This is a genomic window from Arthrobacter sp. LAR12-1-1.1, from assembly GCF_040676555.1.
Taxonomy (GTDB): Bacteria; Actinomycetota; Actinomycetes; order Actinomycetales; family Micrococcaceae; genus Arthrobacter.
Genome location: NZ_JBEGIG010000034.1, coordinates 1 through 25,222, shown reverse-complemented (window position 1 = coordinate 25,222; position 25,222 = coordinate 1). Strand labels below are relative to the sequence as shown.

Below are 25,222 nucleotides of genomic sequence, written 5' to 3'. Positions count from 1 at the left end.
GAACGTAAAGGAACCGGAAACTGCTAGGGCGTCTGACAAACCCGCGACGGGTTGACCAGTGATGCCCCGCGCACGAAAATGCGAACCATGAGTGATCATCGCAGCCTTTCCGAGCCGGCTCCGTTCACCGCCGATGACTTCGCCGAGCGGTTGCGGCGAGCAGCCCACGCCGCCCAAGATGCCGGGCTCGACGGCATCCTGGTCACTCCCGGACCGGACCTGCTGTACCTCACCGGGTATGCACCCGTGGCCATCACTGAACGCATCACCATGCTCGTGATCCCCGTCGACGCGGAGCCCGCCATGATCGTTCCGAGGCTCGAGAGGCCCGACGCGGAAGCGGCCGCCGGCGCCTCGATTCTGCGGATCACCGACTGGACCGACGGGAGCGACCCCTACACGGAATCTGCGACGCTGATGGCCGGCACCGGACGTTATGCCGTCTCTGACTCGGCCTGGGCCATGCACCTCCTCGGCCTGCAGGATCGACTGCCCAAGTCGTCCTACGTCTCGATGACGACCGCCCTGCCGATGCTTCGGGCGATCAAGGATGACGACGAGATCGAGCGGCTGGCGGCGGCCGGCGCGGCCGCAGACCAGGCGTACGAGGAGATCGTCACCGTGCGGTTCGCTGGGCGCAGCGAGACCGACGTCGGCTCTGATCTCGCCGACCTCCTTCGCCAATTCGGTCATTCGCAGGTGGACTTCACCGTCGTCGGTTCGGGTCCGAATGGAGCCAACCCTCACCACGAGATCGGCCCACGGATCATCGAGGACGGAGACATGGTGGTCCTCGACTTCGGCGGCCTCAAACACGGCTACGGATCAGACACGACGCGGACCGTGCACGTCGGCGAACCCACCGCCGAGGAGCGCGAGGTTCACGACGTCGTCAGACACGCACAGCAGGCCGGGTTCGAGGCCGTGCGGCCAGGCGTCGAGTGCCAGGAGATCGATCGCGTGTCCCGGGCGGTGATCACTGAAGCCGGCTACGGCGACTACTTCATTCACCGCGTCGGGCACGGAATCGGACTGACGACTCACGAGCCGCCGTACATGGTCGAGGGCGAAACCCAGATCCTCCACCCCGGCATGTGCTTCTCGATCGAACCCGGAATCTACCTGCCGGGCAGGTTCGGCGTACGGATCGAGGACATTGTGACGGTCGTTCCCGACGGCGGACGGCGACTCAATCAGACCTCGCACGAGATGAGAATCGTCCACTAGTTAGCCGACGTGGTCCACGATCTGACGTGGCGCACTGCCAGCGGAATGCCCGGCGCGGTGAACCGGACGTCCACGGGGACGTCGAGGGTCGTTTCATTCAGTGTTGTGGTCACGGTGTATGCGCTCTCTGTTTCGCCTGCAGCCTGCCGGCCTGCTCTGATCCCATAACAGAACCAGCATCCCCGCGGTATCACTGGTTGGCGAAGCAAAACAGATCCTCGGTAGCTAAATGGGTGATGCCGTGCCGCAGCGTGACATACCCCCTCTGCATCAAGCTGTGGCGGGCCGGCAATGTGACTCGCAGCGATAAATGGCGGTCCTTTCGCAGCGCTATTTGTCATCTCGCAGCCCGCAAGGGGATCGTGCAGCGGGCGGTCAGGCCGGGTTAGCTGCAGAATTCGAGGCAAGGACGTCTTTGCGGATTGCCCAACGGCCGATGGCTGCCGCTGCGCCAACGGTGGCCCATGGGATCAGTAGCCAGGGCTGCCAGCCGAGGCCCAGGGCGCTTCCGAGCAGCCAGAACACTAGGGTGGGCACCGCGAAAAAGGCTCCGATGTGGATCCATTGATTCCGGACCGGGCGCAACAGATAGGCCAGCACCCAGGCCAGTGGCGCCGCGACCACCAGGGAAACTCCGAAGCCATACAGAATCGCCATGCCCAAAAAGCCCCATACGTGGCCGGCGTCGGTGCCGTCCCGCGAGGCGGGCACGCCATAGCCTGCCGCCACCAGGAGAAGTAGCACGCCCACCCAGAGCGAGGTGGCGATGAGCCAGCCCTTGATGAACGCGTACGCATCCAGCACCACTCTTTGTGACCGAACTGCCTGCAGCCGCGCCGCATCCCCCAATGCCATGGGCTTAGCCTACCGATGCGCAAAAGTTTCCCGCCCGTGCCGAGGGTGCGGCCGTCTGATAGGGGATCCTTCACGGGTCAGCTCAGTTGAAACGCGGAGCGAAGGCTATTGCATCCAGATCATGGGCAGTTACGGTGGCTCCATGAGGGACAGGACGCTGCCGATCATATGCGGGACGACAGAGTTCAATGACGCCCTCGACCACGACAAGACGGAAGGCTGGCGCCGTGCGGAAACTAATCTACGGCATGAATCTGACCCTGGATGGCTACATCGCCGCGGCCGGCGACGACATCGGCTGGGGCGGGCCGAGCGACGAACTGTTCCAGTGGTGGCTCGACCAGGAGCGGGCTAGCAGCCTGTCGCTGTACGGGCGCAAGCTCTGGGAGACAATGAGCTCCTACTGGCCGACCGGCGACCAGCAGCCAGACGCCACCCCGGCGGAGATCGAGTTCGCTCGGAACTGGCGGGACACGCCGAAGGTGGTGTTCTCCTCGACGATCGACAGGGTCGACTGGAACACCCGCCTGGTCAGCGGCGACGCGATCGCCGAGATCACTCGGCTCAAGGCCGGGGACGGCGGCCCGATGAGCGTCGGCGGCGCAACGCTCGCCGGGGCGGCCATGCGGGCCGGGCTGATCGACGAGTACGTGCTGGCCACCCATCCGGTCCTGGTCGGCGGCGGCACTCCGTTCTTCACCGCGCTGGACAGCTGGGTGAACCTGGACCTGGTGGAGACGCGGACGTTTCCCGGCGGCGTGGTCCTGACCAGGTACGAGACGAGGCGCTGAGCGCAATTCCTCCGCGCGGTCGGGGAAGTATTCCACCACCAGCGGCCCCACGTCGGCGGGCAGCAGATAGTCCGGAATGTGCCTGCGCACCGCCCCGGCGACCTCAGCCTTCAACAGAAACGGTTGCGCCACAATATGGCCCACCGAGCCATCGAAGTCCGCGAACAGCAAACGCGCCAACTCCAATTGGGACTCGCAGATCACCAGATCCCGCTCCGCAGTGTGGCGTCGATGATGGTCCCTTGAACGACACCGAATTGTGCGACCCACGCGAGAAAACTGGCCTATCCGCACACTAGCTCCGCCTCCGCGAGCAGCACCACAAAGTGATCCCTTTCAGTGACGTGGTGCCACGCTGAAGCACCAGCAGGCAGCTCTGCCCGTAAGCCGAACGCTCAGCGGGACGCGGCGGAAGATATCAGCCGGCTGTCGGCTCCTCATCGTTGGCGACAGCCTCGATCCAATCCACAGCCTCGTCGGAAAGCTGGGGACCGTCTCCTGATTCGCCAGCCCACCACTCAGAATCGGTCACGCCGCCCGTAGTCGCCATGATGTCGGCGATGACATGCGGCGGCAGCGGCTCGCCGTTGTGCTCAATGAGCCAGCGGCGTGTTTCCGCATCGACCAGAGGCCACCACTCGAAGATGTTCATCGACGCAGTGTTGCACCGACGAAGTCCTGTGTACAGGTTCCGCCGTGGGACGAGCTCCGGAGGAAAGGACCTTGGCGGCCGACCCCGCCGGGTCACCGACAGTCAGATTCGACGCGCTGTCCGCCTGGTCGAAGGCGGTCAGCCCGCTGCGCAGGTTGCCCGCGATCTCGGAATGTCCCGAGCAACGTTTTATAGACGGGTCGCGAGCACTCAAGGGACTAGCCGCGTCGCATCCTCCCTGAAGGCGACACCAAGCGATCACAGAACGCCGCCGAAGAGCTATCAAATCCACACCCGTGACCTATGGCTCTGGTCTCCTGACGTCCGGCTGAGGAGCATCACAAGGGTCAGGACTGTGCCCGGCCAGGGGCATCCTCCTACGCCGACCACAAACCCGCCCTGCAAGAAGGACCATCATGTCGGTGGCCTGGACTCGAGCATCGTTCCGCCGGCTCACGGCCGCGATCGTCGCCGTCGTGCTCGCGGCGGCGACGGGCGGGTGCAGTCCCGGGCCCCAGCCGCCGGCGCAGCCGGTGTCGCCCGATTCCGGCTACCGGGCCATGCTGGAACAGTTCAGCAGGAGATTGCTCGACGACGGCGCCCCGGCCGTGCTCATCCAGATCCGCGTGGGCGGGGACGAGTGGTCCGCGGCCTACGGTGTTCGAAGCCTGGCCAGCCATTCCCGGGCCGAAATAACGGACCCTGTGCACGTGGGCGGCATCACCAAATCCATGGTGGCGGTCTGTGTGCTCCGACTGGCCGAGGAAGGCCGGCTGGAGCTGGACGCACCGGTCAGCACCTACCTGCCGGAGTTTAACAAGGTGATGCACCCGCCGGGACCTGTCACCGTCCGCCAACTGCTGCAGCACCGCTCCGGCATGCCGTCCGTGGACGGGCCGTTGTTCGATCCGGCCACCGTGCGGGAGGCCCTGACCACCAGGGTGAGCCTGGCGGACCTGCTGGCCATGGCGGGGCGGATATCGTGGCAGGCGAAGCTGGCCCAGGGATTTGAGTACTCCAACTCGAACTACATTGCCCTGGCGCTGATCGTCGAGCGCCTGAGCGGCCGCCGGATCGGCGAGGTGATCAGCACCGACATCATCCAGCCGCTTGGCCTGAGCGAAACTTCGATGACGGCCGTCGGGCCGCCGCCGTCGTCCATGATCCACGGCTACATCGCGCTGGACCGCAAACAACTCGATGTCACGTACCCGGCCGCCCAGATCGACAACGCCGCCGGCGGCATGGTGTCCTCCGTGGCGGACGTGAATACGTTCTACCGCGCATTGCTGCAGAACCGGCTGCTCAAGCCGGACACGATCGCGCAAATGGAGAGCCCGCTCTACGCCAGGTACGGACTCGGGGTGGTCCGCTGGAACGACCTCTGCACCAACAACTTCTACTACGGCCATCCCGGCGACGTGCCCGGCTACGGCACCATCGCCATGACCAGCGCGGACGGAACCCGGCAGCTCACCATGGCCGTGGCCTACCCGCCGGAACCGCTCCGGTCCGGGGACACCCGCATCCTGCACCAGATGGAATCCATCGCGGAGGACACCCTCAACGCGACGTGCCAGACCGGGCCGACAGGGCCCCTCAACAATGCCGCAGGAAGTCCGGGCTAACGGCGGCAGTCTCTGTGACAAGCAGGCGTCTCTGTGACCAGTAGTCGTCTCCGTGACAAGCAGGCAAAAGTCACTGCGACAATGGGCAGATGACAGCCATCATCCTCGTCTGGAACCCCGACGAATGGAACGAATGGACCTACCCGGCGGTCCTGGAAGAGGTCGCCGAAACCGGCCGGTTCCTGGCCAGCTGGGAGGTCGGCACTACAGATTTCGCTACCTCCGGCGCGGACGCGTGGCTGGTGCTCCAGGGCCGCCACGGGCGCGGCCTGATCGGCCACGGCGTTATCGTCTCGGAGCGGCCGGCGCCACGGCCCCAAGCACCGGACGCCGCGGGCGCCGCGGAGGACTGGTCCCCGCTCTACGTCCGGGTGGCCTTCGACGCCCTCCTGCCCGCCGGGGACCAGATCCCGCCTGCGGTCCTCCAGGAGACCGTGCCCGGCCTCGACTGGGAAGCGCTGCACGGCCCCGCGCTGGCGGTCGAACCGCCCGTCGAGCCCCTGCTCCGCGGACTCTGGCGAGAGTTTGGCCCGCCGCCGGGGGCCGACCCCACCCAGCCGGTGCCCGGAACCGTCACGTCGGCGGCGGTCAGCCGGGTCGAGGTGAACCGGTATGAGCACAATCCGGACGCGCGGCGGGCCTGCATCGCCCATCACGGGACCAGTTGCGCCGTGTGCGGGTTCTCCTTTGAAATCGCCTACGGGGACATCGGCAAGGACTTCATCCCGGTCCACCATCTGGTCCCGGTGTCACAGCTGGGCAGCACCTATGAACTTGATCCCGTCACGGACCTCGTGCCGCTCTGCGCCAACTGCCATGCCATGGCGCACCTCGGGGTGACGACGCCGCGCACGGTCGCGGAGCTGCGCCGGGCCATGGCCGGAGCCGGGTACCTGACCGGGCAGGCGCTGACCCAGAAAGAGCTCCAGGCCCAGCAGGACGCCCGGCGGATCCTTAATCAGCAGTAGCGTTCTCAGGCGGACCACACCTGCCGGAACTTGCCGCTGCGGTCCGGCCGGGGTGGCTCCTCGGCAAACCGGACATCGACGCCGTCGGCGCCTTGGGCCGCGAAGAACGCACTAAGGCGATCCCGAGTCGCCGCCTGCACGGCACCTGGCTCGGCGCCCGGCCAGAGCTCGAGCCGCACGGTGAGCGACCGCAGCCCGGTGCGGATCGCCTGGAACCGCCGGACGCCGGCGGTCTCCTCGATCACCGTCCCCAGCGCCAACGGCAACACGGTCACCACTGCGCCGTCCAACCCTGCGCCGTCCAACCCTGCGCTGTCGAACTCTGCCCCTTCGGCGGCACCAAAGCTCAGTACGTCGCCACTGCGCCCTTCGACCCGCAGCGTGGGAAACGGACTGCCGCAGGCGCACGGCCCGGCACCCAGCTGCACCCGGTCGCCCAGGTTGTACCGGATCAGCGGCTGGACCCGGTTGGCCAGGTTGGTGACCAGCACCGTGTGGGAGAGTTCCCCGGCCGGCACGGGACGGAAGGCGTCGTCCACCGGCTCCACGATGTTCCAGTCCGCGTTGACATGAAGCAGCCGCTGCCGGCAGCGGCTGGTCAGTGCGAGGGCCTCCGAGGCAAGGTACCGCACAGTGACCCGGCAGCCGAGGGCCGCCTCGATGTCCGCCCCGGCATGGGCTGCCAGGGACTCCCCGGAAGCGACCGCCAGGAGCGGATGTATTCTGAGCCGTCCCGATTTCTGTTCGGCGGCCAGTTGCAGCATGGCGCTCGGATAGCCGTAGAGGACGGTCGGCTGGAAGTCGTTGAGGTCCGCCACGAGGTCCGGGAGCGGCCGGAGCACGGAGAACACGCGGACCCTGCGGGCAATGCGGGGGCTGCGTCGCCGCGCGGCTTCGGTCAGCACGACGCCGGCAAAGTGGCCGCCGTCCGCGATCAGCGCCGCGGCCCGCAGCCCCCGGTGCAGGAAAGCGCGGGCCTCCGCAGCCGTCATCAGGGTCCGCCGTTCGCGGATCGGGCCGAGGAGGCTCGCCACCAGCTGCGAGGTCCGGTCGTGGACCAGGACCGAGGGGTCCCCCGTGGACCCCGACGACGTCACCACGAGGTACTGCCCGCGGTAGAGGCCGCCGATGCGCGAGGGGTCATCGAGCAGGTCTTGCTTCAGCCCGGCGAGCGTGATGTGCGGGTCGGTGACCCATTCGTCGAAGTTCTCCATGAGCTCGCGTTTGCCCACCGGAGGCAGCTCCCCCAGGTTCGTGACCGGATCGGTGACCGTGTCCGGAACGTCCCGGTACAGCCTGCGGTAGTAGGGCGAGGAGGACCGCGCGCACTCAACCAGCGCGGCGAGCCGGTCCCGTTGCCGGCGGGCGATCGCGTCCTGGCTTGCCCGCCCGGCCCGCCAGATGTCCCACGCGATCCCGGTCAGTCGTGTCATCCCGAGAGGAGAGCCGCGCATCACCCATCATCCTTTCGCGGGGCCGGCACTCCAGATCTCGGCCTCACCCGCTCTTTCACGCTCACCCGCTCTTCCACGCTCGCACCCTCTCCCACGCTGGCACGGCGGCGGCCGCCCCAACAGGGGCTTTAGGCACCGGCGGGACCTGGGCATATGCCCGGACACCGTCGAATTGCTGGACTAACGGCAGGCAGCACCACAGACTGTGTACAACGGCTGGCTGGGCGGCGTAAGAATTCCTGCCTCCAGGCCGGCCGGGACTACCAGCAGCATCGTTTGGGGCTTTGCTTAATACCTTTTTCCACCGCCGTGAAAGGACCTGGTTATGCCGGACTTGTCATTTTTGTATCCGCTCATTTCGATCATCCTGGGGGCGGTCGCCGTCGTCGGCGTCATCTGGGTGGCAACAAAACTGATGTGGAAGGTAGCGGAACCGAACGAGGCCCTCATCATCTCCGGGCTGACCCGCGGCACGCTGGAAACCCGGGAGGGGATGGACTTCAAGATCGTCACGGGCAAGGGGGCCCTGGTGCTGCCCGGCCTCCAGACTGTGCGGCCGCTGTCCCTGACGCTGAATGAAACCGAACTCAAGGTCTCCTGCGTGACCTCCCAGGGCATCCAGGTGATTGTCGACGGCGTGGTCATCTACAAGATCGGGGACGCCCCGCCGTTCATTGCCAACGCCGCACGGCGGTTCCTGGGCCAGCAGCCCAAGATGGAAAGCCAGGTGTACAACGTCTTCGAGGGCCACCTGCGTTCGATCATCGGCAGCATGACGGTCGAGGAAATCATCCGCGAGCGCGACAAACTGGCCTCCCAGGTCCGCAGCGCCAGCGGCGTCGAAATGGAAAAGCTAGGCCTGGTGGTCGACTCGCTGCAGATCAAGGACCTCCAGGACCCCACGGGCTACATCCAGAACATCGCCAAGCCGCACATCGCCATGGTCAAGATGGAAGCCCGCATCGCGGAGGCCACCCGGAACCGGGAGGCCGCAGAAAAGGAAGCGGAGGCCGAGGCCCTGATTGCCGACGCCCGGAGCGTGTCCGCGATCCGGCAGTCCGAGGCGCAGGCCAATGCCGAGCGCGCCAAGGCGAACGCGGCCCAGGCCGGGCCGCTGGCGGACGCGACGGCGCGTCAGCAGGTGGTGGTCCAGGAAACCGAAGTGGCCAAGCTCGAGGCCGACCGGGAGGAGCAGAAGCTACAGACCACCGTCCGCAAGCCCGCCGACGCGAGGGCCTACGCCAAGCGCACCGATGCCGAGGGTCAGAAATCCGCAGACATCAGCGCGGCCGAGGCGCTGGCCCGGCGCACCGAGCTCGAGGCTACGGCCAACGCCCGGCGGACTGAGCTGCAGGCCCAGGCGAACGCGACGGCGGCAGCGGCGGCGGCCGGGGCCACCAAGGTCACCGGCGAGGCCGAGGCCGCCGCCACGAAGGCCCGCGGCGATGCCGCCGCCTCCGCCATCAAGGCCAAGGCACTGGCCGAGGCGGAAGGCATCAAGGCCCGTGCCGAAGCACTCGCAACCAACCAGGACGCCGTCATCTCCCAGCAGCTCGCCGAGAACATGCCGGCGATCGTGGCGGCGGCGGCCGAGCCGTTTTCACACGTTGGACAGATGACCGTCCTCAACGGCGGCGAAGGGGTCAACCGGATGATCGGCGGTATTTTGGCACAGGTGGGCGATTACCTCCCGGCACTCTCCACCGCGCTCAAGCACGGCCGGGACGCCGCCAAACGGGATACCAAGGCTCCGGGGGCGTAGTGGCCGCCCTGCGAGGGCAAACACGGGGATTCTATACGCAGGGGTTTAGATGTACGGGGATTCTGATGCACAGGGATGTTGACCGGAGCCTGACTGGAAAGATCGGGCGGGTCACGGGTCGGATCGGCCCGGGCACCATCGGCGAGGTCATGCTCCCCGTCCGCGGCGGAACCAGCGCGTTCCATGCGCACCCGTTCGACAAGAGCAGCGTCTTCGCCGTGGGCGAGCAGGTCCTGGTCATCTATTTTGAACCGCCGCAAACCGTGTTTGTGGACGAGCTTCCGGATATCCTCAAGGCCGAATGACCCTCTGGACGCTTGGAGGCGACGGGCGTATTCTGAAGTTCCGTAGCCTCTGGAGGTATTTTCAGATGGAAGGCAATATGCGTGCGCGTAGCGGTCCGGGTGTGAGGATAGCGATGGTTTCCGGCATCCGTTCCCTGTTCCCGGTCGGCAACTGGCCCGATCCGCTGTAGCTCGTCTTTCGTCATGCCGTCCGGCACCGCTGCTTTGTCGGGTTTGCGCCTCGGACGCATGGCCGCAGTCAAGTACGCCCTCTTGGCACTTCCTAGCTAGGTCCCCGCACGCCCCCGCCCTGACCGCCCATTTTCCGCGCTGTCCGCCCCGTGGCAGTTCACGCCTGAGCGCGCCCACGTGTTAACCCACTCTTCCCCTGCAGGCCACACCCGCTCCCCCGCGCCGCAAGCCGCCGCCCGCACCGTGGAGGAGTGAGGATCGCAATCGTCGCCGAATCATTCCTGCCGCTCATGAACGGAGTCACCCACTCCATCCTGCGCGTGCTGGAGCATCTGCAGGAGCGCGGGGACGAGGTGCTCGTGATCGCGCCGTCCACGCAGGACACGGACGTCCCGGACGAGGTCTATGGCGCCCACGTCCACCGGCTCCCCTCGGTTCCGCTGGCCGGCTATGCCAATGTGCGGGTGGCGATGGGCGGTGTGTATCGGGTCAAGCGAATCCTTGCCGACTACGCGCCCGACGTCGTTCACCTCGCGTCCCCGTTCGTGCTCGGCTGGCGGGCAGCGCAGGCGGCCCACCAGCTCGGCATCCCCACGGTCGCCATCTACCAGACCGAGGTCCCCGGCTACGCGGGCCGCTACGGCGTCCCCTTCCTGGAGAACTGGGCCTGGAACCGGGTGGACCAGATCCACCTGCTGGCCTCGCGCACCCTGGTCCCCTCCATCTTTGCGCTCAACCAGCTCCGCGGCCGCGGCATTCCGCGCGTGGACATGTGGCGGCGCGGCGTGGACACCCAGCGGTTCAACCCCGCGAAGCGCGACGCCGGCTGGCGGGCTTCGGTGGCACCCGGCGGCGAGCGCCTGATCGGCTACGTGGGCCGGCTGGCGGCGGAGAAGCAGGTGGAGGATCTGGCGGTGCTGGGCGATGTTCCCGGGACCCGGCTGGTGATCGTGGGCGACGGGCCCCAGCGGCCAGCCCTGGAAGCCGCGCTGCCGCAGGCGGTCTTCACCGGATTCCTCGGCGGCGCCGACCTCGCCCGGGCGGTGGCGTCCTTCGATCTCTTCGTCCATCCCGGCGAGTTCGAGACCTTTTGCCAGACCATCCAGGAGGCCATGGCATCCGGAGTGCCGGTGGTGGCCACGGGCCGAGGCGGCCCGCTGGACCTCGTGGAGAATTCGCGGACCGGCTGGCTGTACGAGCCCGGCGACCTTGCCGCGCTCCGTGCCCGGGTGGTGGACCTGATGGGCGACGACGCCAAGCGCCGCGCGTTCGCCGCGGCAGCGCACGCCTCGGTCCAGGGCCGGACGTGGTCCGTCCTCGGGGCCGAACTCGTTGGCCATTACAAGGCCGTGACCCGGGAACCCCTAATTGGCCAGTCCCCTCTCGTTGCCCTGTCACTTAGGGCGGCCAACCCGGGCTTTTGAGCACCCTAGGTGATAGCGCAACGGGGCGTTTGGTCCTTACCCGCGGGCCTGGATCCGCTCCGCCCACGTGTTGACACCCAAGGGAGCCTCGGGACGCCTATGATTTCCCGAGGGGAGGGTTCTAAATGTCTCGTTGGTGGTCTCAGGTTCGCACGGCGGCAGCCCGGTGACGGCGTCGTCGTGCCCGGAGGAAGCTTCCGGCGCAGTCCCAGAGGAAGTCTCCGGCGCGGTCCCGGGCTACGGGGATCTCGTGGAATCCAGCCCCGATGCCCTGCTGGTGGTGGCCGAGGACGGGTCCATCAGGATGGTCAACACCGCCGCGGAGCGCATGTTCGGGTACGCCCGTGCGGAGCTCGTGGGCTCGGACCACCGCATTCTCCTGGCCGAGGGGTTCCGGAACGGGCTAGAGCGGCTGTTCTTCAACCTCCGCCGCGACGCGCACACAGACGCCGACGGCGACGAGGCAGACACCGCTCCCGTGGAGGCCTACGGGGTGAGGCGGGACGGCACGGAGTTCCAGGCCGAGGTGGCCGGGGCCATCTTCGTGACCGGGGACGGCGCTGGTAATGGAACTGCGAGCATGATCGCCGCGGTCCGGGACACCTCGCACCGGCCGGAGAACGATGACAGCCTCCGCGAGGCCATGTCGCTGCTGAGCGCGACGCTCGAATCCACGGCCGACGGCATCCTCGTGGTCAGCAGCGAGGGCGAGATCGCCGGCGTCAACAATCAGTTCCTCACCATGTGGGGCATCCCTCGGGAAATGCTGGCCACCGGGGACGATGAGGCCGTCATGGGCTTCGTCCTGGACCAACTGCGGGAGCCGGCCCAGTTTGTCGAAAAGGTCGAGGCTCTCTACGCCGATCCCGCGGCAGAAAGCCACGACATCCTGGAATTCCGCGACGGCCGGACTTTCGAACGCTATTCGCGCCCACAAAAAGTCGCGGACCAGGTGGTCGGACGGGTGTGGAGCTTCCGCGACGTGACCGCGGCCAAGGTTGCCCAGGACCGGATCACCCGGGCCATGGCAGACCTCGCCGCGCAGTCCGCCCAGCTCAAGGCGCTGGCGTTCCGGGATGGATTGACCGGGCTGTCCAACCGCCAGCTGTTCAACGACCGGCTCGCCAGCGCCCTCGCGGATCCGCGCGGCACCGCCGTGGACGTCCTGCTGCTGGACCTGGACGACTTCAAGGAAGTCAACGACATCCTGGGCCACCATGCCGGGGACCAGATGCTCATTGAGGTAGGCCGGCGGCTGCGCGCGTGCGTGCGGCCGGACGACGTCGTGGCCCGGCTGGGCGGCGACGAGTTCGTGGTGCTCCTGATCGAGTCGCTGGAGCCCGAGGCGGTTGCTGTCCGGATCGTCGACTCGCTGCGCGTCCCGGTGTGGATCGACGGCACCATGTTGCGGCCCAGCCTCAGCCTGGGGATCGCCTCGATCGGCGAGGCCGCCGTGGACGCCTCCGAGCTCCTGCGCCGTGCTGACGTCGCGATGTATGCCGCCAAGGCCGCCGGCAAGAACCGGTACATGCGCTTCCGGCCGGAGATGTTGAAGGCCCTGGTGGACCGCAACGACCTCGAGGCCGGCTTGCGGCTCGCCGTGGACAGCGGACAGATCGCCGTCCACTACCAGCCGATCGTCTCCGCCGGCAGCGGGACAGTGACCAAGGTCGAGGCCCTGGCCCGCTGGGTACGCGACGACGCGCTGGTTCCGCCCAAGCAGTTCATTCCGGCGGCGGAACGCAGCGGCCTCATTGTCGAGATCGGCACCGAGGTGCTGCTGCGCGGCTGCACCGAGCTCAAGCCCTGGCTGGAGGAGGACTCCTCCCGGTCGCTGGCCGTGAACGTCTCCGGGGTCCAGCTGCAGCACGGGGACTTCGCCGAGCTGGTCCTGGCCGTAACGGAATCCTGCGGCGTGGACCCGCGCCAGCTCGTCCTGGAAGTGACGGAGAGCGTCTTCTTCGAGGACGACTGCCACGTGATCCAGCAGCTCATGAGCCTGCGCACGGTCGGCGTCCGCGTGGCGCTGGGTGACTTCGGCACCGGCTTTTCCTCCCTGGGGCGCCTGCAGGGCCTGCCCGTGGACACGCTGAAGATCGATCAGTCGTTCGTGTCCATGATCAAGACCGGCACGGAACGGCTGCCCATCCTGAACGCCATGATCGGCATGGCCCACGGACTGGGGCTCACCGTCACAGCAGAGGGCGTGGAAACGTCCGCCCAGGCCGGCTACCTGATGAAGCTGGACTGCGATGCCCTGCAGGGTTTCCTGTTTTCGGGCCCCCAGCCGGAGGCCGCGCTCAAGCCTGCGCTGGACCGCGCGGCCCGGGCCATCGCCGCGCTGCGGGGCGATCGGGTGCCCGGCAACCGGTGACCCGCCAAAGCTCCGTGGCCAATGTGCTGGACACAGGGCCGAAGGACCCTATGATGCAGGGAACGCATTGATCCGGGCACCTCGGCCGGGAACATCATCGCTGTATGAACTTCCGTCGCTTGGGGGCCGGTATCGTCGTGGGAACCCGAAACTCAGCCGCGGCCATCGCTGACCTCGAGGGCGTACCGCTGCCCGGGTAGCTCGGCTGGTGCCGGGTCCGGGCGACGTCGTGGCCCGGCTGCATTGCTGGCCTGGCAGCAGACTGCCATTCTTGGTGAATCCGCACATCCGACAGCGAACGAAAGGAAGAGACGATGCCGCTCTATCTGTCGAAGTTCAGCTACACACCGGAGACCTGGGCGAGGCTGATGAGCAACCCCGAGGACCGCGGAAAGGCCGCCCAGGCATACATCGAATCGGTCGGAGGAAAACTCCATGGATTCTGGTACGCATTCGGCGCCCACGACGGCTACAACTTATGGGAGGCTCCCGACAACGTGTCCATGGCCGCGGTTGCCTTGGCGATCAGCGGAGGAGGCGCACTGAGCTCTTTCGAAACGACAGTGCTCTTGACCGTCGACGAAACGATGGAAGCCCTGCGGAAAGCCGAACAGATTAAGTACCGCCCGCCCGGCACCTGACATTCCACGCGAACTGGCACCACGGCCAGGCTGCAGTGCAACGCACTCCTGGCCGCTGGCTCGCGTCCGCCGTCCCGAAAGCGGTGCGCAAACTCGCGTCCGGGCTCCTCCCAAGTTTTCTATAGGGCCGTGTAAGCACCATTGGGCCTTATCGCGGACTCAACGTGGAGGCACAACCATGGACGCACGCTCCCCCCTGATTTCCGGCCCAGTCCTGAACCGGCGCCAGTTCGGACTGATCGTGGGGGGCGGGGCCTTCCTGCTGATGGCAGGCGGCACATACGCCGCCGTCTCCCGAAGCGGTCCACGGTCTGCAACGCAACTGGATACGGCCTTTGGTGTCCTGGCGGTCACCCGGGCCGGCCGCCTCGCCCGGCTGAACGCCCAGGGCCAACAGGCCTTCCGGTCAATCGAAAGCGCAGCCGCCGTGCTCGCCGATCCCGGAGCCATGGCCGCCGGCGCAAACAGGGCCGTCGCGGGCAGTTTCCATCGCGCCGCGAGCCCGACGACCCTCCCCGCAACTTCCCACGACCATGACCATGACAGCGCACCACCTGAGGATCCCGGCTGGCCCCAGCCGCTAAACCTGACCTGGGGCGACGTCGTCCTCCTCGAGGTTGAAGTCCGCAACTCCAGTCAGGAACCCGTGCTCTTCAGCCCCGGCCAACTGCGTCTCAGGTTGCTCCCGTCCGGAACCACTGTCACTCCACAGGACTTCGACCGCGGCCCGGGCTCGGTCGGGCCCGGGGCCGCAGAGCATCTCTGGATCAGCTACCTGGCGCCTCACGACGCCGTCGCGATGGAGCTGGAGTATTCGGAACCGGAACACGATGGCACGGCCGTCCTCCCCCTGCCGTCTCTGACGGTCAGCCAGGTGAAGTCATGAGCCCGCTCGATATCCACATTAATGACGGATTTCTGCCGATGGTGGACGGATCCCGCGTCTACCACCGGGGTTTCGGTGACCGGCGGACGCTGGTGAACGACCCGAAGCCCAGCCTGACGGTAAGCCCGAGGGTGTTCCTGCGCAACGGTTCGATCGTGGCGAGCCGCACCTACCCCCTGAAGGCCGCCATTCCCCCGCTCGGACGCCCGGCACCTGCCGCCAAGGACCCTGCCAACCCCGGGGAATTCCTGGTCCGCCGCGCATTCTGGGCCAGCTTCTTCCCGGAACGGACCCTGATCGCCGAAACAGGCAGCACCGTCAGCATCCGCGTCACCAACCACCTGGCCCAGGAGCACGCACTGCAGTTCCTCAACGCGGGAGCGGGGAACAGCCACGTCGGTACAGGCGTGATCAGGCCCGGTCAAACCAAAACCCTGGAATTCGCGGCCCCCAAGGCAGGCACCTACCTTTACTGCGATCCTGGCGCCGATCCGGCCGATCCGACCGCCGACCCGGTCCAGCGCGTCCTGGGCCTTTTTGGTGCCCTGCTGGTCACCGATCCGGCCTCGCCGTGGCTGCTCATGCCCAACGGGCCGGAATTCGAACGCCAATGGTTGTGGATGCTCCACAACGTTGACCCGGTGTGGGCCGGCATCGCGTCGCGCAACGGAACGGTGGATCCCGACAAGACACCGGTGTATCCGCGGTTTTTTACGCTCAACGGCCGCAGCGGCTTCCAATCGCTGGCCGCGTCCACTGACCTGGCGCTGAACCGCGTGCGGGAAGAGGACTCCCTGATGTCAGGCTCGCCCCGGCAGATCGACGTCCGCAATTTCAGCCTGAGCGCCGCGGCCGGAACTGTGAGGACCGGCCAGCTGATGCGCTTCCTCAACGCCGGCGTCGTCCACCACCAGCTCCACTTCCACGGAAACCACCTTTGGACCGTCAACCGCAACGGGAGCATGTTTCCGCGTACCGGCGGAAACATTGACGCTGACGGTCACGTGGTGCTGCAGCAGTGGGAAGACGTCATCGAAATGCACCCGCTGGACCGCAAGGACTCCATGCTCCCGTTGAGGCGGCCGCCGGAAATTATCGATGAGGTGTGGAACGCCCGGAAAGAGGACTATGACTACCCGATGCATTGCCATGCCGAGCCCTCCCAGGTAGCGCGGGGCGGCATGTATCCCGGCGGGCTCGTTGGCCACTGGACCGTAGCGGCCCCCGCACCCGGAAGCGAGGCCACCCACGAGCTGTTCCGCACCCAGGTCGATTTCAGCTCCCATCAGATGCACGAGGGAAGCCCCGAAACCGAGTTCCGCCAGAGCCCGGACGTGGAACACGAGTTCAAGTTCTTCAACCGCGAAATGGTGTTCGACGACGGCGGCAAATTCGAGATCTGGACCTTCGAGACCGAGAACTCCGGGAGGATCTTCCCCGCACCGCTGATCCGGCTCACCGAGGGGCAGCTGTTCCACGGCACTGTGCTCCCGAGCAAGAAAGTGCACACCATCCACTGGCACGGCATCGAGCCGGATCCACGCAACGACGGCGTCGGCCACACCTCCTTCGAGGTTTCCGGAAGCTACACCTATCAGTGGCGGCCGGAACGCGGGCAGCCCGGCAACCCGAATGTGGGCGCGTCCGGAACGTATTTCTACCACTGCCACGTCAACACCACACTGCACGTACAAATGGGCATGTTCGGCCCGCTGATCATCGACCCTCCAGTCCACCCGGACTTTCCGGTGACCAAAGGCGCCAGGCGGGCCTTCGTTGACGGACCGGAATACGACATCGACACCGAGACTCTCCTCGTCCCTTTCTCCGTCGACCCCCGCTGGCACGAACTCAACCACGCCGCCGGGCTCTCGGGCGAAGACGCCGGACTGGACAAGTTCAATCCCAAGCACTTCTACCTTCTGGGCGGTGAATTAGCCCGTGCCCCGAAAATAGAAGGCCCAATCCGGCTGACCCGCATCCGGGCCAGGATGGCAGGAGGTGCCACCAAACCCACCCTGCTGCGTCTGCTCAACGCCAACTACTTCCCGGTCAATGTGCGCTTCACCGATTCCGCAGGCAAGCCGGTTGTCATGGCTGAACTCATCTCGCACGACGGGCGGCCGTTCCGGGACACGTCCAACCCCACCGGACCGGCACGGCCGATTTCTTCCACAGGCCCTCTGCGGTCCAGCCTGATCAACTTCGGCGCCGCCGAACGCTACGACATGCTGCTGCGCCCGCCGGCACCGGGCACGTACTGGCTCACCGTGGACCTGCTGGACTGGATCACCGAGAAGGTCCTCTTCACTCGGAGGATTCCAGTCGTCGCCGTCTAGCGCGGCCCGGGTGGCGCGTTCGACACATCTGATTGCGGCGTGATACCCGTCACGTTCGGGGAGCCCGCACCGCATATGATTCAGTCAGTGCAGTGCGCCCTGCTCTTAGCAAGGTGCCCGCTATCCGTATTCACCGCCTGGGGGGCTGTCAGACATCATGGAAGCTGGTTTCGCACAACAACTGCTGGAGTACAGCCCGGACGCGCTTTTGCTGGTCGGCCCGGACGGATCCATTACCTTCCTCAACCCGGCCGCGGAACGGCTCTTTGGCTACCCGCGGGCGCAGCTCCTGGGCGCGGACCACAGCATGCTCCTGGCCGAGGCCTCACGGGAGGAATTCCACGGCGTCCTGGCCGGGCTGGGCAAGGCCGCCAGTCCCCGCTCGCCGTTCGCCGGCTCGGGCCGCCGTGCCGACGGCACTGAACTCCCGGTCGAAATCACGTGTGCCCTTGTCCCCCCGCCGGCAGGATCGGCCGACGCCGGAACGTCCGTGGCCCTCTCGATCCGTGGCGCTGCCGGAGGAAACCCCGGAGGAAACTCCAGTGCCGGCGGCGCCGGCCGTTCCCTAAGCGGCGACTTTCTCCGCCGTCGTACTCCTGTTTCAGGGGGAGCGACTGGCTTTGGGGGACTTCCGGCGGCTGCCGCTCCCGCGGCGTTTGTCGAGCACGACGACGAACTCAAGGCCGGGTCCCTCCGCGACCCGCTGACGGCGCTGCCCAACGGCCCCCTCTTCAACGAGCGCCTCGCCGCGGCCCTGCGCCGCCCGGATCCGGTGGACATCCTGCTGCTGAACGTCGATGACTTCAGGCACCTCAATGACGTGCTGGGACGCTCGGCGGCCGATGAGCTGCTGGTGGAGCTGGCGAGCAGGCTGCGCAACTGCGTCCGCCCGCATGACACCGTGGCCCGGGTCGGCGGCGACGAATTCGCGGTGCTGCTGACCGAGTGCCTCAACGCGGACGCGGTGGCCAGGCGGATCGCCGAGTCCCTCTACGCGCCCCTGCGCGCGGGCGGCTCCATGGTCCGGCCCGGCGTGAGCATGGGCCTGGCGTCCAAGTCGGGGCAGACGCTGGACGGGGCGGAACTGCTGCGGCAGGCCGACGCCGCCATGACCGCGGCGAAGGCTGCCGGGAAGAACACGTGGCTGCGGTTCCGGCCGGAGATGCTGAGCACCGCGGCCCACAAGGCCGACGGCGATTCTGGCCTCAGGCGCGCCGTCGAGCTGGGCCAGATCTCGGTGCACTACCAGCCCGTGGTCTCGCCCGGCATCGGTTCGGTGGTGCAGTTCGAGGCGTTCGCCCGGTGGGAGCGGCACGGCCGGCTGGTGCCGCCGAACCAGTTCCTGCCCGTGGCGGAGCAGAGCGGCCTGATCCGCGAGATCGGCGATGAAGTCCTGCGCCGCGCCTGCGCCGAGATCCGGCCGTGGCTGGCCGGCGACCCCGCCTACAGCGTCGCCGTGAACGTCTCGGGCCTGCAGTTCCAGCACCGGGACTTCGCCACGGACGTGCTCGGGATTGCCGCGTCCACCGGTGTTGATCCGCGCCAGCTCACGCTTGAGCTGACGGAGAGCGTGTTCTTCGACGCTTCCTCGGACGTGCTGGGCCAGCTGCGGCAGCTGCGCGAGGCCGGTGTCCGGATTGCCATGGATGACTTCGGCACCGGGTATTCCACGCTCGGCCGGCTCCAGGAGCTGCCCCTGGATAACGTCAAGATCGACCGCTCCTTCGTGGCCATGATCAAAACCGGCCAGGAACAGCTCCCGTTCTTCGCCACCATGATCAAGGCCGCGCATGCCCTCGACCTGTTGGTCACGGCGGAAGGCATCGAAACACCCGCGCAGGCCATGTACCTGATGGACCGAGGCTGCGATTCGCTGCAGGGCTACCTGTTCGCCAAGCCCGCCCCTGCAAGCCACTTGGCCGGGACCATGGAAAGCGCCCTGAACGCCCTGGACAAGGTCGACGCCGGGGGGTAGCCGGGCGGTCGCCGGCGGGGCGCGCGCCGTTAGGGCCGGGTCGCCGGCTAAACCTGTCGGGATCCCCGCCGCTGGCGGGGATCCCGACGATTCACATTAGCGCTTTTCGCAGGCGATGCCGTCGTTGTCACGGTCCAGGTCGTATTCGCCCCAGTGCCGCGCACCGCCGTCGTTGTAGCTGTACACGGTGCTGTTGACGCGGAAGGTGGTGACCGGCTTTCCGCTGGTCTTGTCCCGGGCGCCGCTGCGGCCGACCCCGTGCGGAATTACGGCCGGTGCTCCAGCTTGTCGAGGTCCTGGGCCACCATCGCCTCGCTGCGCTGCCACAGGGCCTTGGCGAGGCCGGCGTCGTAAGCCTGCTTGTTGGCCTTGGAGAGCGTCCGTTTGGCGTAGTAGGCGCCGGAGATCCAGTCGTGGCCCGGGGTGGAGTTGGCGAGCCACACAAGGGTGTCTGCGCCCTGGTCCGGAGTCAGCATGAAGCGCTTGAGGAAGGACTTGTAGGCCAGGCGCATGGGGCTCGTGGAGTCGGCCGCGAAGTTGGTGGCCACGCCGCCTGGGTGGAACGCCGCCGTCGAGATCCCCTCGGTGTTGTAGCGGTTGTGGAGCTCGGTGGTGAAGAGGATGTTGGCGAGCTTGGCGTTGCCGTAGGCGCGGTTGGTGGAGTATTTGCGGGCCGCGTCGAGGTCGTCGATGTCCAGCTTGCCGAAGAGCGAATTCGCGACGCTCGAGGTGTTGATGACGGTGGCCTGGCTGGCGGTCAGCACGTCAATCAGCTCGGTGGTGAGCAGGAACGGGGCCAGGTGGTTGACCTGGAAGGTTGTCTCGTGGCCGTTCACGGTGAGCTCGCGCGGTCCCATGATGCCGCCGGCGTTGTTCGCCAGGACGTCGATCCGCGGGTACCTTTCCTTCAGCTGCGCGGCCAGTGTGCGCACCTGGGCAAGATCGGCGAAGTCACTGACAAAGAAGTCGGCGCCGATTTCGTTCGCGATCGTCTCGGTCTTCTGCGCGGAACGCCCGACGACGACCACTCGCTCCCCCTGCGCGGCGAAGGTCCGGGCGGCGGACGCGCCGATGCCGTCGCTGGCTCCGGTGATGACGATAGTGCGCTCGGGCATTGAAGTGTCCTTAGAACGAAGCGTTGGGCTGGTCTTTTGGAATCCAGCCCCGTCAAATTCTAACGAGCCCAACCAGGTGTTCGTTCCGGACGGGCCGGGGCTTTCCCCGGAATCTGCTGGGAGTTTCCCTGATCCCGCCGATGCATTGATCGGGGCTTGCGTGCGCAGTCAGCCCGTCGTTGCAGCGAATTTCAAGAGCCACTCGGGATGACTGAACCAACCCCTTCGAGGCCGCTGACCTTGACGGCAACCGTGGAGTCGGTGGTGGTTCCGTTGCCCAGTTGTCCGTCAGCGTTTTTCCCCCAGGCATATACGGTGCCGTCGGAGGTGAGCGCATAGCCGTTGTCGCCGTTCACCGCCAGGTGTTTCGCGTTCTGAACGCCCACGACCGGCGTCGGTACCAGCGCATTCGTGGTGGTTCCGTTCCCCAGCTGGCCGTAACGGTTGTTTCCCCAGCCCAGGACGCTACCGTCCCGACGCACGGCGTAGGCAGCTCCTAATGCCGCGGCGAGGGAGACGGTCCCGGAGGCGTTGTCCACGGGAACCGGGACGGCGGAGTTCGCAGTGCTCCCGTTGCCGAGTTGGCCGAAGTTGTTGGAGCCCCACGCCATGACGGCTCCGCTGTCGAGCAATGCGTAGGCGCTGTACATTCCGGAGACTACCGAGGTCACGCCGGACAAGCGTGGAATCGCCGTGGGCTCTCTCACCACAGCGTCATTGCTTGGGTTTCCATTGCCCAATGCCATTCCCTCGTTGGACCCCCACGACAGGACCTTCCCGTCAGTGGTCCTGGCGTAAGTGGTTTGCCCTGCTGTGGTGATTGAAGCGATTCCAGCTAAGCCGTGCACCTTGACGGGTGTGGACGTACTAACTGTTGTGCCGTTCCCCAGTTGGCCGCTCCGGTTGTCGCCCCAGGCATAGACGCTGCCGTCATTCAGCAACGCGTACGCGACCGATTCGCCGGCAACGACGGCTGCCACTCCGGACAGGCCCTTGACGGCCACAGGTACACGGGAGCCTGTTGTGGATCCGTTTCCCAGCTGACCGCGGGTATTCGCACCCCACGCTCGAACTGAACCATCCCTCAGCACGGCGTAGGCCGTTTGATACCCTGCTTCGATTGCCGCCACGCCGCCGAGCCCCTTGACCGTGACGGGGTTTAGCCCTTCGGCAGTGGTGCCGTTGCCCAGCTGGCCGGCGGCGTTGTCGCCCCAGGCCTTCACGGTTCCATCCTTGAGCAGCGCGTACCGGGAGTAGTAAGCCGCCTTGATGCTCGTGGCGTTGACCCCCAGCACCTGATCCGGGCTGGAAGTGCCTTCCCCATAGCCTGTGCCTGCTTCACGGGCGTAGTTGCCGCCCCAGGTGTAGGCCGCTCCTTCAGTCGGTGTGCCGGCCACGTAGTAGCCGGCGACGTCGGCAATCAGTTGCGCTCTACCCTTCGAACGGTTGAAGAGCGTGACCTTGCCGTCCGCCCCGACAGGCACTGTGACCAAGTTCGGAACCGTTTGCCCCCTGGAATAGTTCAGGTTTGATGCATCGCTCCGCTTCGTGCCGCTGGGGTAGGCCGAGACGAACCCAAAGGTTTCCGTTTCAGTCACTGTCAGGTTGAACACCACCGACGCAGCTCCCGCCGGGACGCCGTTGGCCCCTGCGGCCTGGAACGAGACCGCCCCGTCGGCCGCCGCTGCGGAACTCTTGCGCGTGTCCAGCACCCGTGACGGCGCCAGCGGATGAAATACGCCGGGCGCCGTGGGATCTCCGGGCAGGAAGTAGCCTGCAACGTCCGCCAAAAGCTGCACGCTACCGGAGGACTGGTTGAACAAACTCACCTTCCCGTCAGCGCCGACGGGAACAGTGACAAGATTCGGCACCGTCTGGTCCTTCAAATAGTTCAGGCTCGACGACGTTGGCCGCTTCGTCCCGCTCGGATACGCTGTCACGAATCCAAAGGACTTTGCCTCGGAGGCGGTCAGGTTGAAGACCACGGCCGCAGCGGTCGACGGTATGCCGTGTACCCCGGCGGCTTGGAAGGACACTGCCGAGCCCGGTCCCACAGCATTTCTGGTGCGCGTGTCCAGGAAACGGGTTGGTGCCATTGGCTGGAATGCCCCAGGCTGGCTGACCGCCCCTTCCAGATAGAAGCCGGCCACATCGACAATGAGGTGGGCCGTTCCTGGCGAGCGGTTGAACAGGGTGACTTTGCCATCGGCTCCGACGGGCGCCGTGACGAGATTCGACACCGTCTGGCCAGTGGAATAGTTCAGATTCGAGGCGGACGGCTTGGCGCCCCCGCCGGCGTAGGCTGTCACGAACCCGAAGGACCCGGGTTCCGTCACGGTGAGGTTGAACACCACCGCTGCGATGCCGCTGGATGTGCCCTTGTACTCGGCCACCGAGAAGGAAACCGACGAATCGGAGCCGACGGGCGTGCCTCCACCCCATCGTGTATCCAGCACCCGTCTCGGTGCTACGGACCGAAAGGCTCCAGGGTCCCCCGGAGTCGTCATTCCGGACGCCATTGCCATCGCGGAATGGATGAATGCAGAAGGCACAATTGCCTGCGCCGGGCCAGCTGAAGCGGCCCCTCCCAACATGATGCTGCAAATCAATACTGCCGTCAGTTTTTGAACCCAAGCTTTTGAGCGCACAGTTCGCACAAGTCCCCCCACAGACCAGAATTTATGGGCTACACAAAAGAGCCGTGAGACGGACTCTAGCATCCAAACGGCCGATTCCATCCAGAGCCAGCTCGTCCAATTTCATGGTGTGGGGGGTTCAATGCGGGAGGACCCCCAACGTGTGGTTGGGGGTCCTCGACCGTGGATGGTGTTCCGGCGGTGACCTACTCTCCCACACCCTCCCGGGTGCAGTACGTGTCCATCCAGTCTGGGCCGTGTACCCCGGCCAAAGGGCAACGAGGATCTTCAGGCGACGCGCCTTGGCGCAGGTATCGCAAGAATGATGGCAACGGGACGGATATGTCAGCGCCAGTCGTCAATCACATAGGCGTCGGGGTGGCTGTAGCCGGGCTCGTTGGGCCGGTGCATGGTCACGCCCTGCAACCCGGTACGGAAACCGCGGGCGACCATGCGCTGATAGGCATCCGGGCGACCCAGATTCATCCCGGCGTCGAGCTGACCCAGTCCGCGCTCGGCGGCCAGTTGCTCAACGGCGTCGAGTAGTCGTTCGAATCTGTCATCGGCCTGCCGGCCCGGGCGTACGGCACCGAACTTGACGAGGCACACATCCGCACCAGCCTCCGAGCCCGGTCCGCAGTGACAGACGGCCAGCCCGTCGAGCCCCGATTCGCCCGGAAGCAGTACGGTGTCGCCGAGCCCCTGCGCGTGCGTTGCCGCAATCTCGCGTTCCAGGTCCAGACCCTCGTATACGGCGTCGGTCAGGGCCTTGCAGGCATTGAGGTAGTCGGGCCGCTCGCCGGCGGACAGTTCGGCATACGTCACCCGGCCGGGCACCGCGCCAGGGGCCGCGACCTGCTTACGCATGACGGCGGTCAGGAAACGGGGCCAGAAGCCGTACCTGCGGTAGAGCTCGAGGTGTTTAGGACTGTGCGAGAAGGTGAACAGGCCGAGGTGGCTGTTCCCCCAGGTCTCGAAGCAGCCCATGATCGGCTCCATCAGGCTTTTGCCGACGCCCTGGTCCCACAGGTCCGGACGCACGGTCAACGGTCCGAAGAACCCGACGCTGCCCCAGTTGGCGGCGAAGTTCGATCCGGCGAGCTCGCCGTCGACCGTCGCGGCGAAGGCGGCGTGCGGATCGGCGGCAAAGCGAGTGCGGACATAGTCGGCGGTCCCGAACGGATCGGGGACCCCGAGGAACGTCCCGAACGCCGCCCTGCAGATCTCGTCAGCGCGATCGAGGTCCGTCTCGCGCAGCGGCCGGACCGACGCCGGGCCCCCGACACTCTTTCGCCCGGGTTCCTGTGCGGTCATGAGTCTCTCCCTCCACGACGTCACGCATCAAACCATCAGACGCAACCCCATCGCGAAACGAGTCCGACACTCCCGGCGATAGGGTCACGTGGGGTGGTCTAAATCGCTGCGCGCGTTGCTTGGTGGTGGTGTGCATTATGGCGTGAGTTGGGTGGCCTCGTCCAGCACTCCCGCCTACTCTAACCATGCTCATCTGCGAAGGCGCGTTAAATGCGGGAGGACCCCCGACCTGTGGTTGGGGGTCCTCGACCGTGAATGGTGTTCCGGCGGTGACCTACTCTCCCACACCCTCCCGGGTGCAGTACCATCGGCGCTGTGGGTCTTAGCTTCCGGGTTCGGGATGGGACCGGGCGTTTCCCCCACGCTATGACCGCCGTAACCCTGTGTCCGCACCCGCCGGCGCCTGGTGGCGTGGGGGTGGGAAATCTGGTGGTTACAACATCTGTGGTGTTGTTATTTTGTTGTCGGTTCCTGTGCAACAGTGCCGTCGGTGACGGGTTTGTTGTTTGGGAACCACATAGTGGACGCAAGCAGTCTTGTTTCTTTGTACCCTTCCCGGGGTGTGAACGTCTTTTGATTCCGTTCACGGGATGGGTGTGTGGTGTAAGTTATCGGCCTATTAGTACCGGTCAGCTTCACGAGTCGTTAGTCCTCGCTTCCACATCCGGCCTATCAACCCAGTGGTCTGGCTGGGGGCCTCTCACA

General features: G+C 66.3%; 19 protein-coding genes, 1 rRNA gene and 1 pseudogene. 13 read left to right on the top strand and 8 right to left on the bottom strand.

The window, feature by feature from the left end:
- Positions 1-87: 87 nt before the first annotated feature.
- On the top strand, positions 88-1,227 hold the full coding sequence (locus tag MRBLAR12_RS16300) for an aminopeptidase P family protein (protein WP_364747159.1): 1,140 nt from the start codon (positions 88-90) through the stop codon (positions 1,225-1,227).
- 375 nt (positions 1,228-1,602) lie between these two features.
- Here MRBLAR12_RS16300 and MRBLAR12_RS16295 read toward each other — a convergent pair whose 3' ends face one another.
- Positions 1,603-2,082: a hypothetical protein gene (locus MRBLAR12_RS16295; protein WP_364747157.1), complete on the bottom strand. Its 480-nt coding sequence runs from the start codon at positions 2,080-2,082 to the stop codon at positions 1,603-1,605.
- A gap of 227 nt (positions 2,083-2,309) precedes the next feature.
- Between MRBLAR12_RS16295 and MRBLAR12_RS16290 the strand changes: the two genes are divergently transcribed.
- Positions 2,310-2,873 carry a dihydrofolate reductase family protein gene (locus MRBLAR12_RS16290; RefSeq protein ID WP_229994010.1) on the top strand — a complete coding sequence of 188 codons (564 nt, stop codon included), beginning with the start codon at positions 2,310-2,312 and terminating at the stop codon, positions 2,871-2,873.
- Positions 2,874-3,291: 418 nt separating this feature from the next.
- Here the strand turns inward: MRBLAR12_RS16290 and MRBLAR12_RS16285 are convergent, their stop codons facing one another.
- The gene (locus tag MRBLAR12_RS16285) at positions 3,292-3,525 is read right to left on the bottom strand and encodes a hypothetical protein (RefSeq protein ID WP_229994011.1); all 234 of its coding nucleotides are present in this window, start codon (positions 3,523-3,525) and stop codon (positions 3,292-3,294) included.
- 58 nt (positions 3,526-3,583) lie between these two features.
- Here MRBLAR12_RS16285 and MRBLAR12_RS16280 point away from each other — a divergent pair.
- The 3 genes and pseudogenes from MRBLAR12_RS16280 to MRBLAR12_RS16270 form a co-directional block, all read left to right on the top strand.
- Positions 3,584-3,733, top strand: a pseudogene (locus MRBLAR12_RS16280) (helix-turn-helix domain-containing protein); the annotation flags it as partial.
- A 208-nt stretch (positions 3,734-3,941) separates the two neighbouring features.
- A complete protein-coding gene (locus MRBLAR12_RS16275) occupies positions 3,942-5,153 on the top strand; it encodes a serine hydrolase domain-containing protein (protein WP_364747155.1) in 1,212 nt (403 codons plus the stop codon).
- An 89-nt stretch (positions 5,154-5,242) separates the two neighbouring features.
- Complete coding sequence (locus MRBLAR12_RS16270) at positions 5,243-6,121, top strand: HNH endonuclease (protein ID WP_364747153.1); 879 nt, start codon at positions 5,243-5,245, stop codon at positions 6,119-6,121.
- A 5-nt stretch (positions 6,122-6,126) separates the two neighbouring features.
- On the opposite strand, the gene MRBLAR12_RS16265 is transcribed toward MRBLAR12_RS16270, so the two are convergent.
- Positions 6,127-7,554, bottom strand: coding sequence for a phenylacetate--CoA ligase family protein (locus MRBLAR12_RS16265; protein ID WP_364747151.1), 1,428 nt, complete (start codon positions 7,552-7,554; stop codon positions 6,127-6,129).
- 346 nt (positions 7,555-7,900) lie between these two features.
- On the opposite strand from MRBLAR12_RS16265, the gene MRBLAR12_RS16260 reads away from it, so the two are divergent.
- From MRBLAR12_RS16260 to MRBLAR12_RS16225, 8 genes are all read left to right on the top strand, one after another.
- Entirely contained in the window at positions 7,901-9,337 is a 1,437-nt protein-coding gene (locus tag MRBLAR12_RS16260; RefSeq protein ID WP_229994015.1) for a flotillin family protein, read from the top strand.
- Between the two features lie 65 nt (positions 9,338-9,402).
- Positions 9,403-9,642 carry a hypothetical protein gene (locus tag MRBLAR12_RS16255; RefSeq protein WP_364747149.1) on the top strand — a complete coding sequence of 80 codons (240 nt, stop codon included), beginning with the start codon at positions 9,403-9,405 and terminating at the stop codon, positions 9,640-9,642.
- A 422-nt stretch (positions 9,643-10,064) separates the two neighbouring features.
- A complete protein-coding gene (locus MRBLAR12_RS16250; protein WP_364747147.1) occupies positions 10,065-11,237 on the top strand; it encodes a glycosyltransferase family 4 protein in 1,173 nt (390 codons plus the stop codon).
- 136 nt (positions 11,238-11,373) lie between these two features.
- On the top strand, positions 11,374-13,611 hold the full coding sequence (locus tag MRBLAR12_RS16245) for a putative bifunctional diguanylate cyclase/phosphodiesterase (RefSeq protein WP_414645523.1): 2,238 nt from the start codon (positions 11,374-11,376) through the stop codon (positions 13,609-13,611).
- A 314-nt stretch (positions 13,612-13,925) separates the two neighbouring features.
- Entirely contained in the window at positions 13,926-14,252 is a 327-nt protein-coding gene (locus MRBLAR12_RS16240; protein WP_090583485.1) for a GYD domain-containing protein, read from the top strand.
- 178 nt (positions 14,253-14,430) lie between these two features.
- Positions 14,431-15,138, top strand: coding sequence for a hypothetical protein (locus MRBLAR12_RS16235; RefSeq protein WP_229994018.1), 708 nt, complete (start codon positions 14,431-14,433; stop codon positions 15,136-15,138).
- The gene (locus tag MRBLAR12_RS16230) at positions 15,135-17,477 is read left to right on the top strand and encodes a multicopper oxidase domain-containing protein (protein WP_364747145.1); all 2,343 of its coding nucleotides are present in this window, start codon (positions 15,135-15,137) and stop codon (positions 17,475-17,477) included. The genes MRBLAR12_RS16235 and MRBLAR12_RS16230 overlap by 4 nt, the downstream gene beginning before the upstream one ends.
- Positions 17,478-17,634: 157 nt before the next feature.
- Positions 17,635-19,452 carry a putative bifunctional diguanylate cyclase/phosphodiesterase gene (locus MRBLAR12_RS16225; protein WP_364747143.1) on the top strand — a complete coding sequence of 606 codons (1,818 nt, stop codon included), beginning with the start codon at positions 17,635-17,637 and terminating at the stop codon, positions 19,450-19,452.
- Positions 19,453-19,548: 96 nt separating this feature from the next.
- Here MRBLAR12_RS16225 and MRBLAR12_RS16220 read toward each other — a convergent pair whose 3' ends face one another.
- The 5 genes from MRBLAR12_RS16220 to rrf form a co-directional block, all read right to left on the bottom strand.
- Complete coding sequence (locus MRBLAR12_RS16220) at positions 19,549-19,638, bottom strand: excalibur calcium-binding domain-containing protein (protein ID WP_229994021.1); 90 nt, start codon at positions 19,636-19,638, stop codon at positions 19,549-19,551.
- A gap of 80 nt (positions 19,639-19,718) precedes the next feature.
- Positions 19,719-20,567 (bottom strand): SDR family NAD(P)-dependent oxidoreductase, encoded by an 849-nt coding sequence (locus MRBLAR12_RS16215; protein WP_229994022.1) that lies wholly within the window; start codon positions 20,565-20,567, stop codon positions 19,719-19,721.
- Positions 20,568-20,758: 191 nt separating this feature from the next.
- Complete coding sequence (locus tag MRBLAR12_RS16210) at positions 20,759-23,023, bottom strand: hypothetical protein (protein ID WP_364747140.1); 2,265 nt, start codon at positions 23,021-23,023, stop codon at positions 20,759-20,761.
- 525 nt (positions 23,024-23,548) lie between these two features.
- Positions 23,549-24,517: a GNAT family N-acetyltransferase gene (locus MRBLAR12_RS16205; protein WP_364747138.1), complete on the bottom strand. Its 969-nt coding sequence runs from the start codon at positions 24,515-24,517 to the stop codon at positions 23,549-23,551.
- Positions 24,518-24,778: 261 nt separating this feature from the next.
- A 5S ribosomal RNA gene (gene rrf, locus MRBLAR12_RS16200) occupies positions 24,779-24,895 on the bottom strand.
- Positions 24,896-25,222 lie beyond the last annotated feature (327 nt).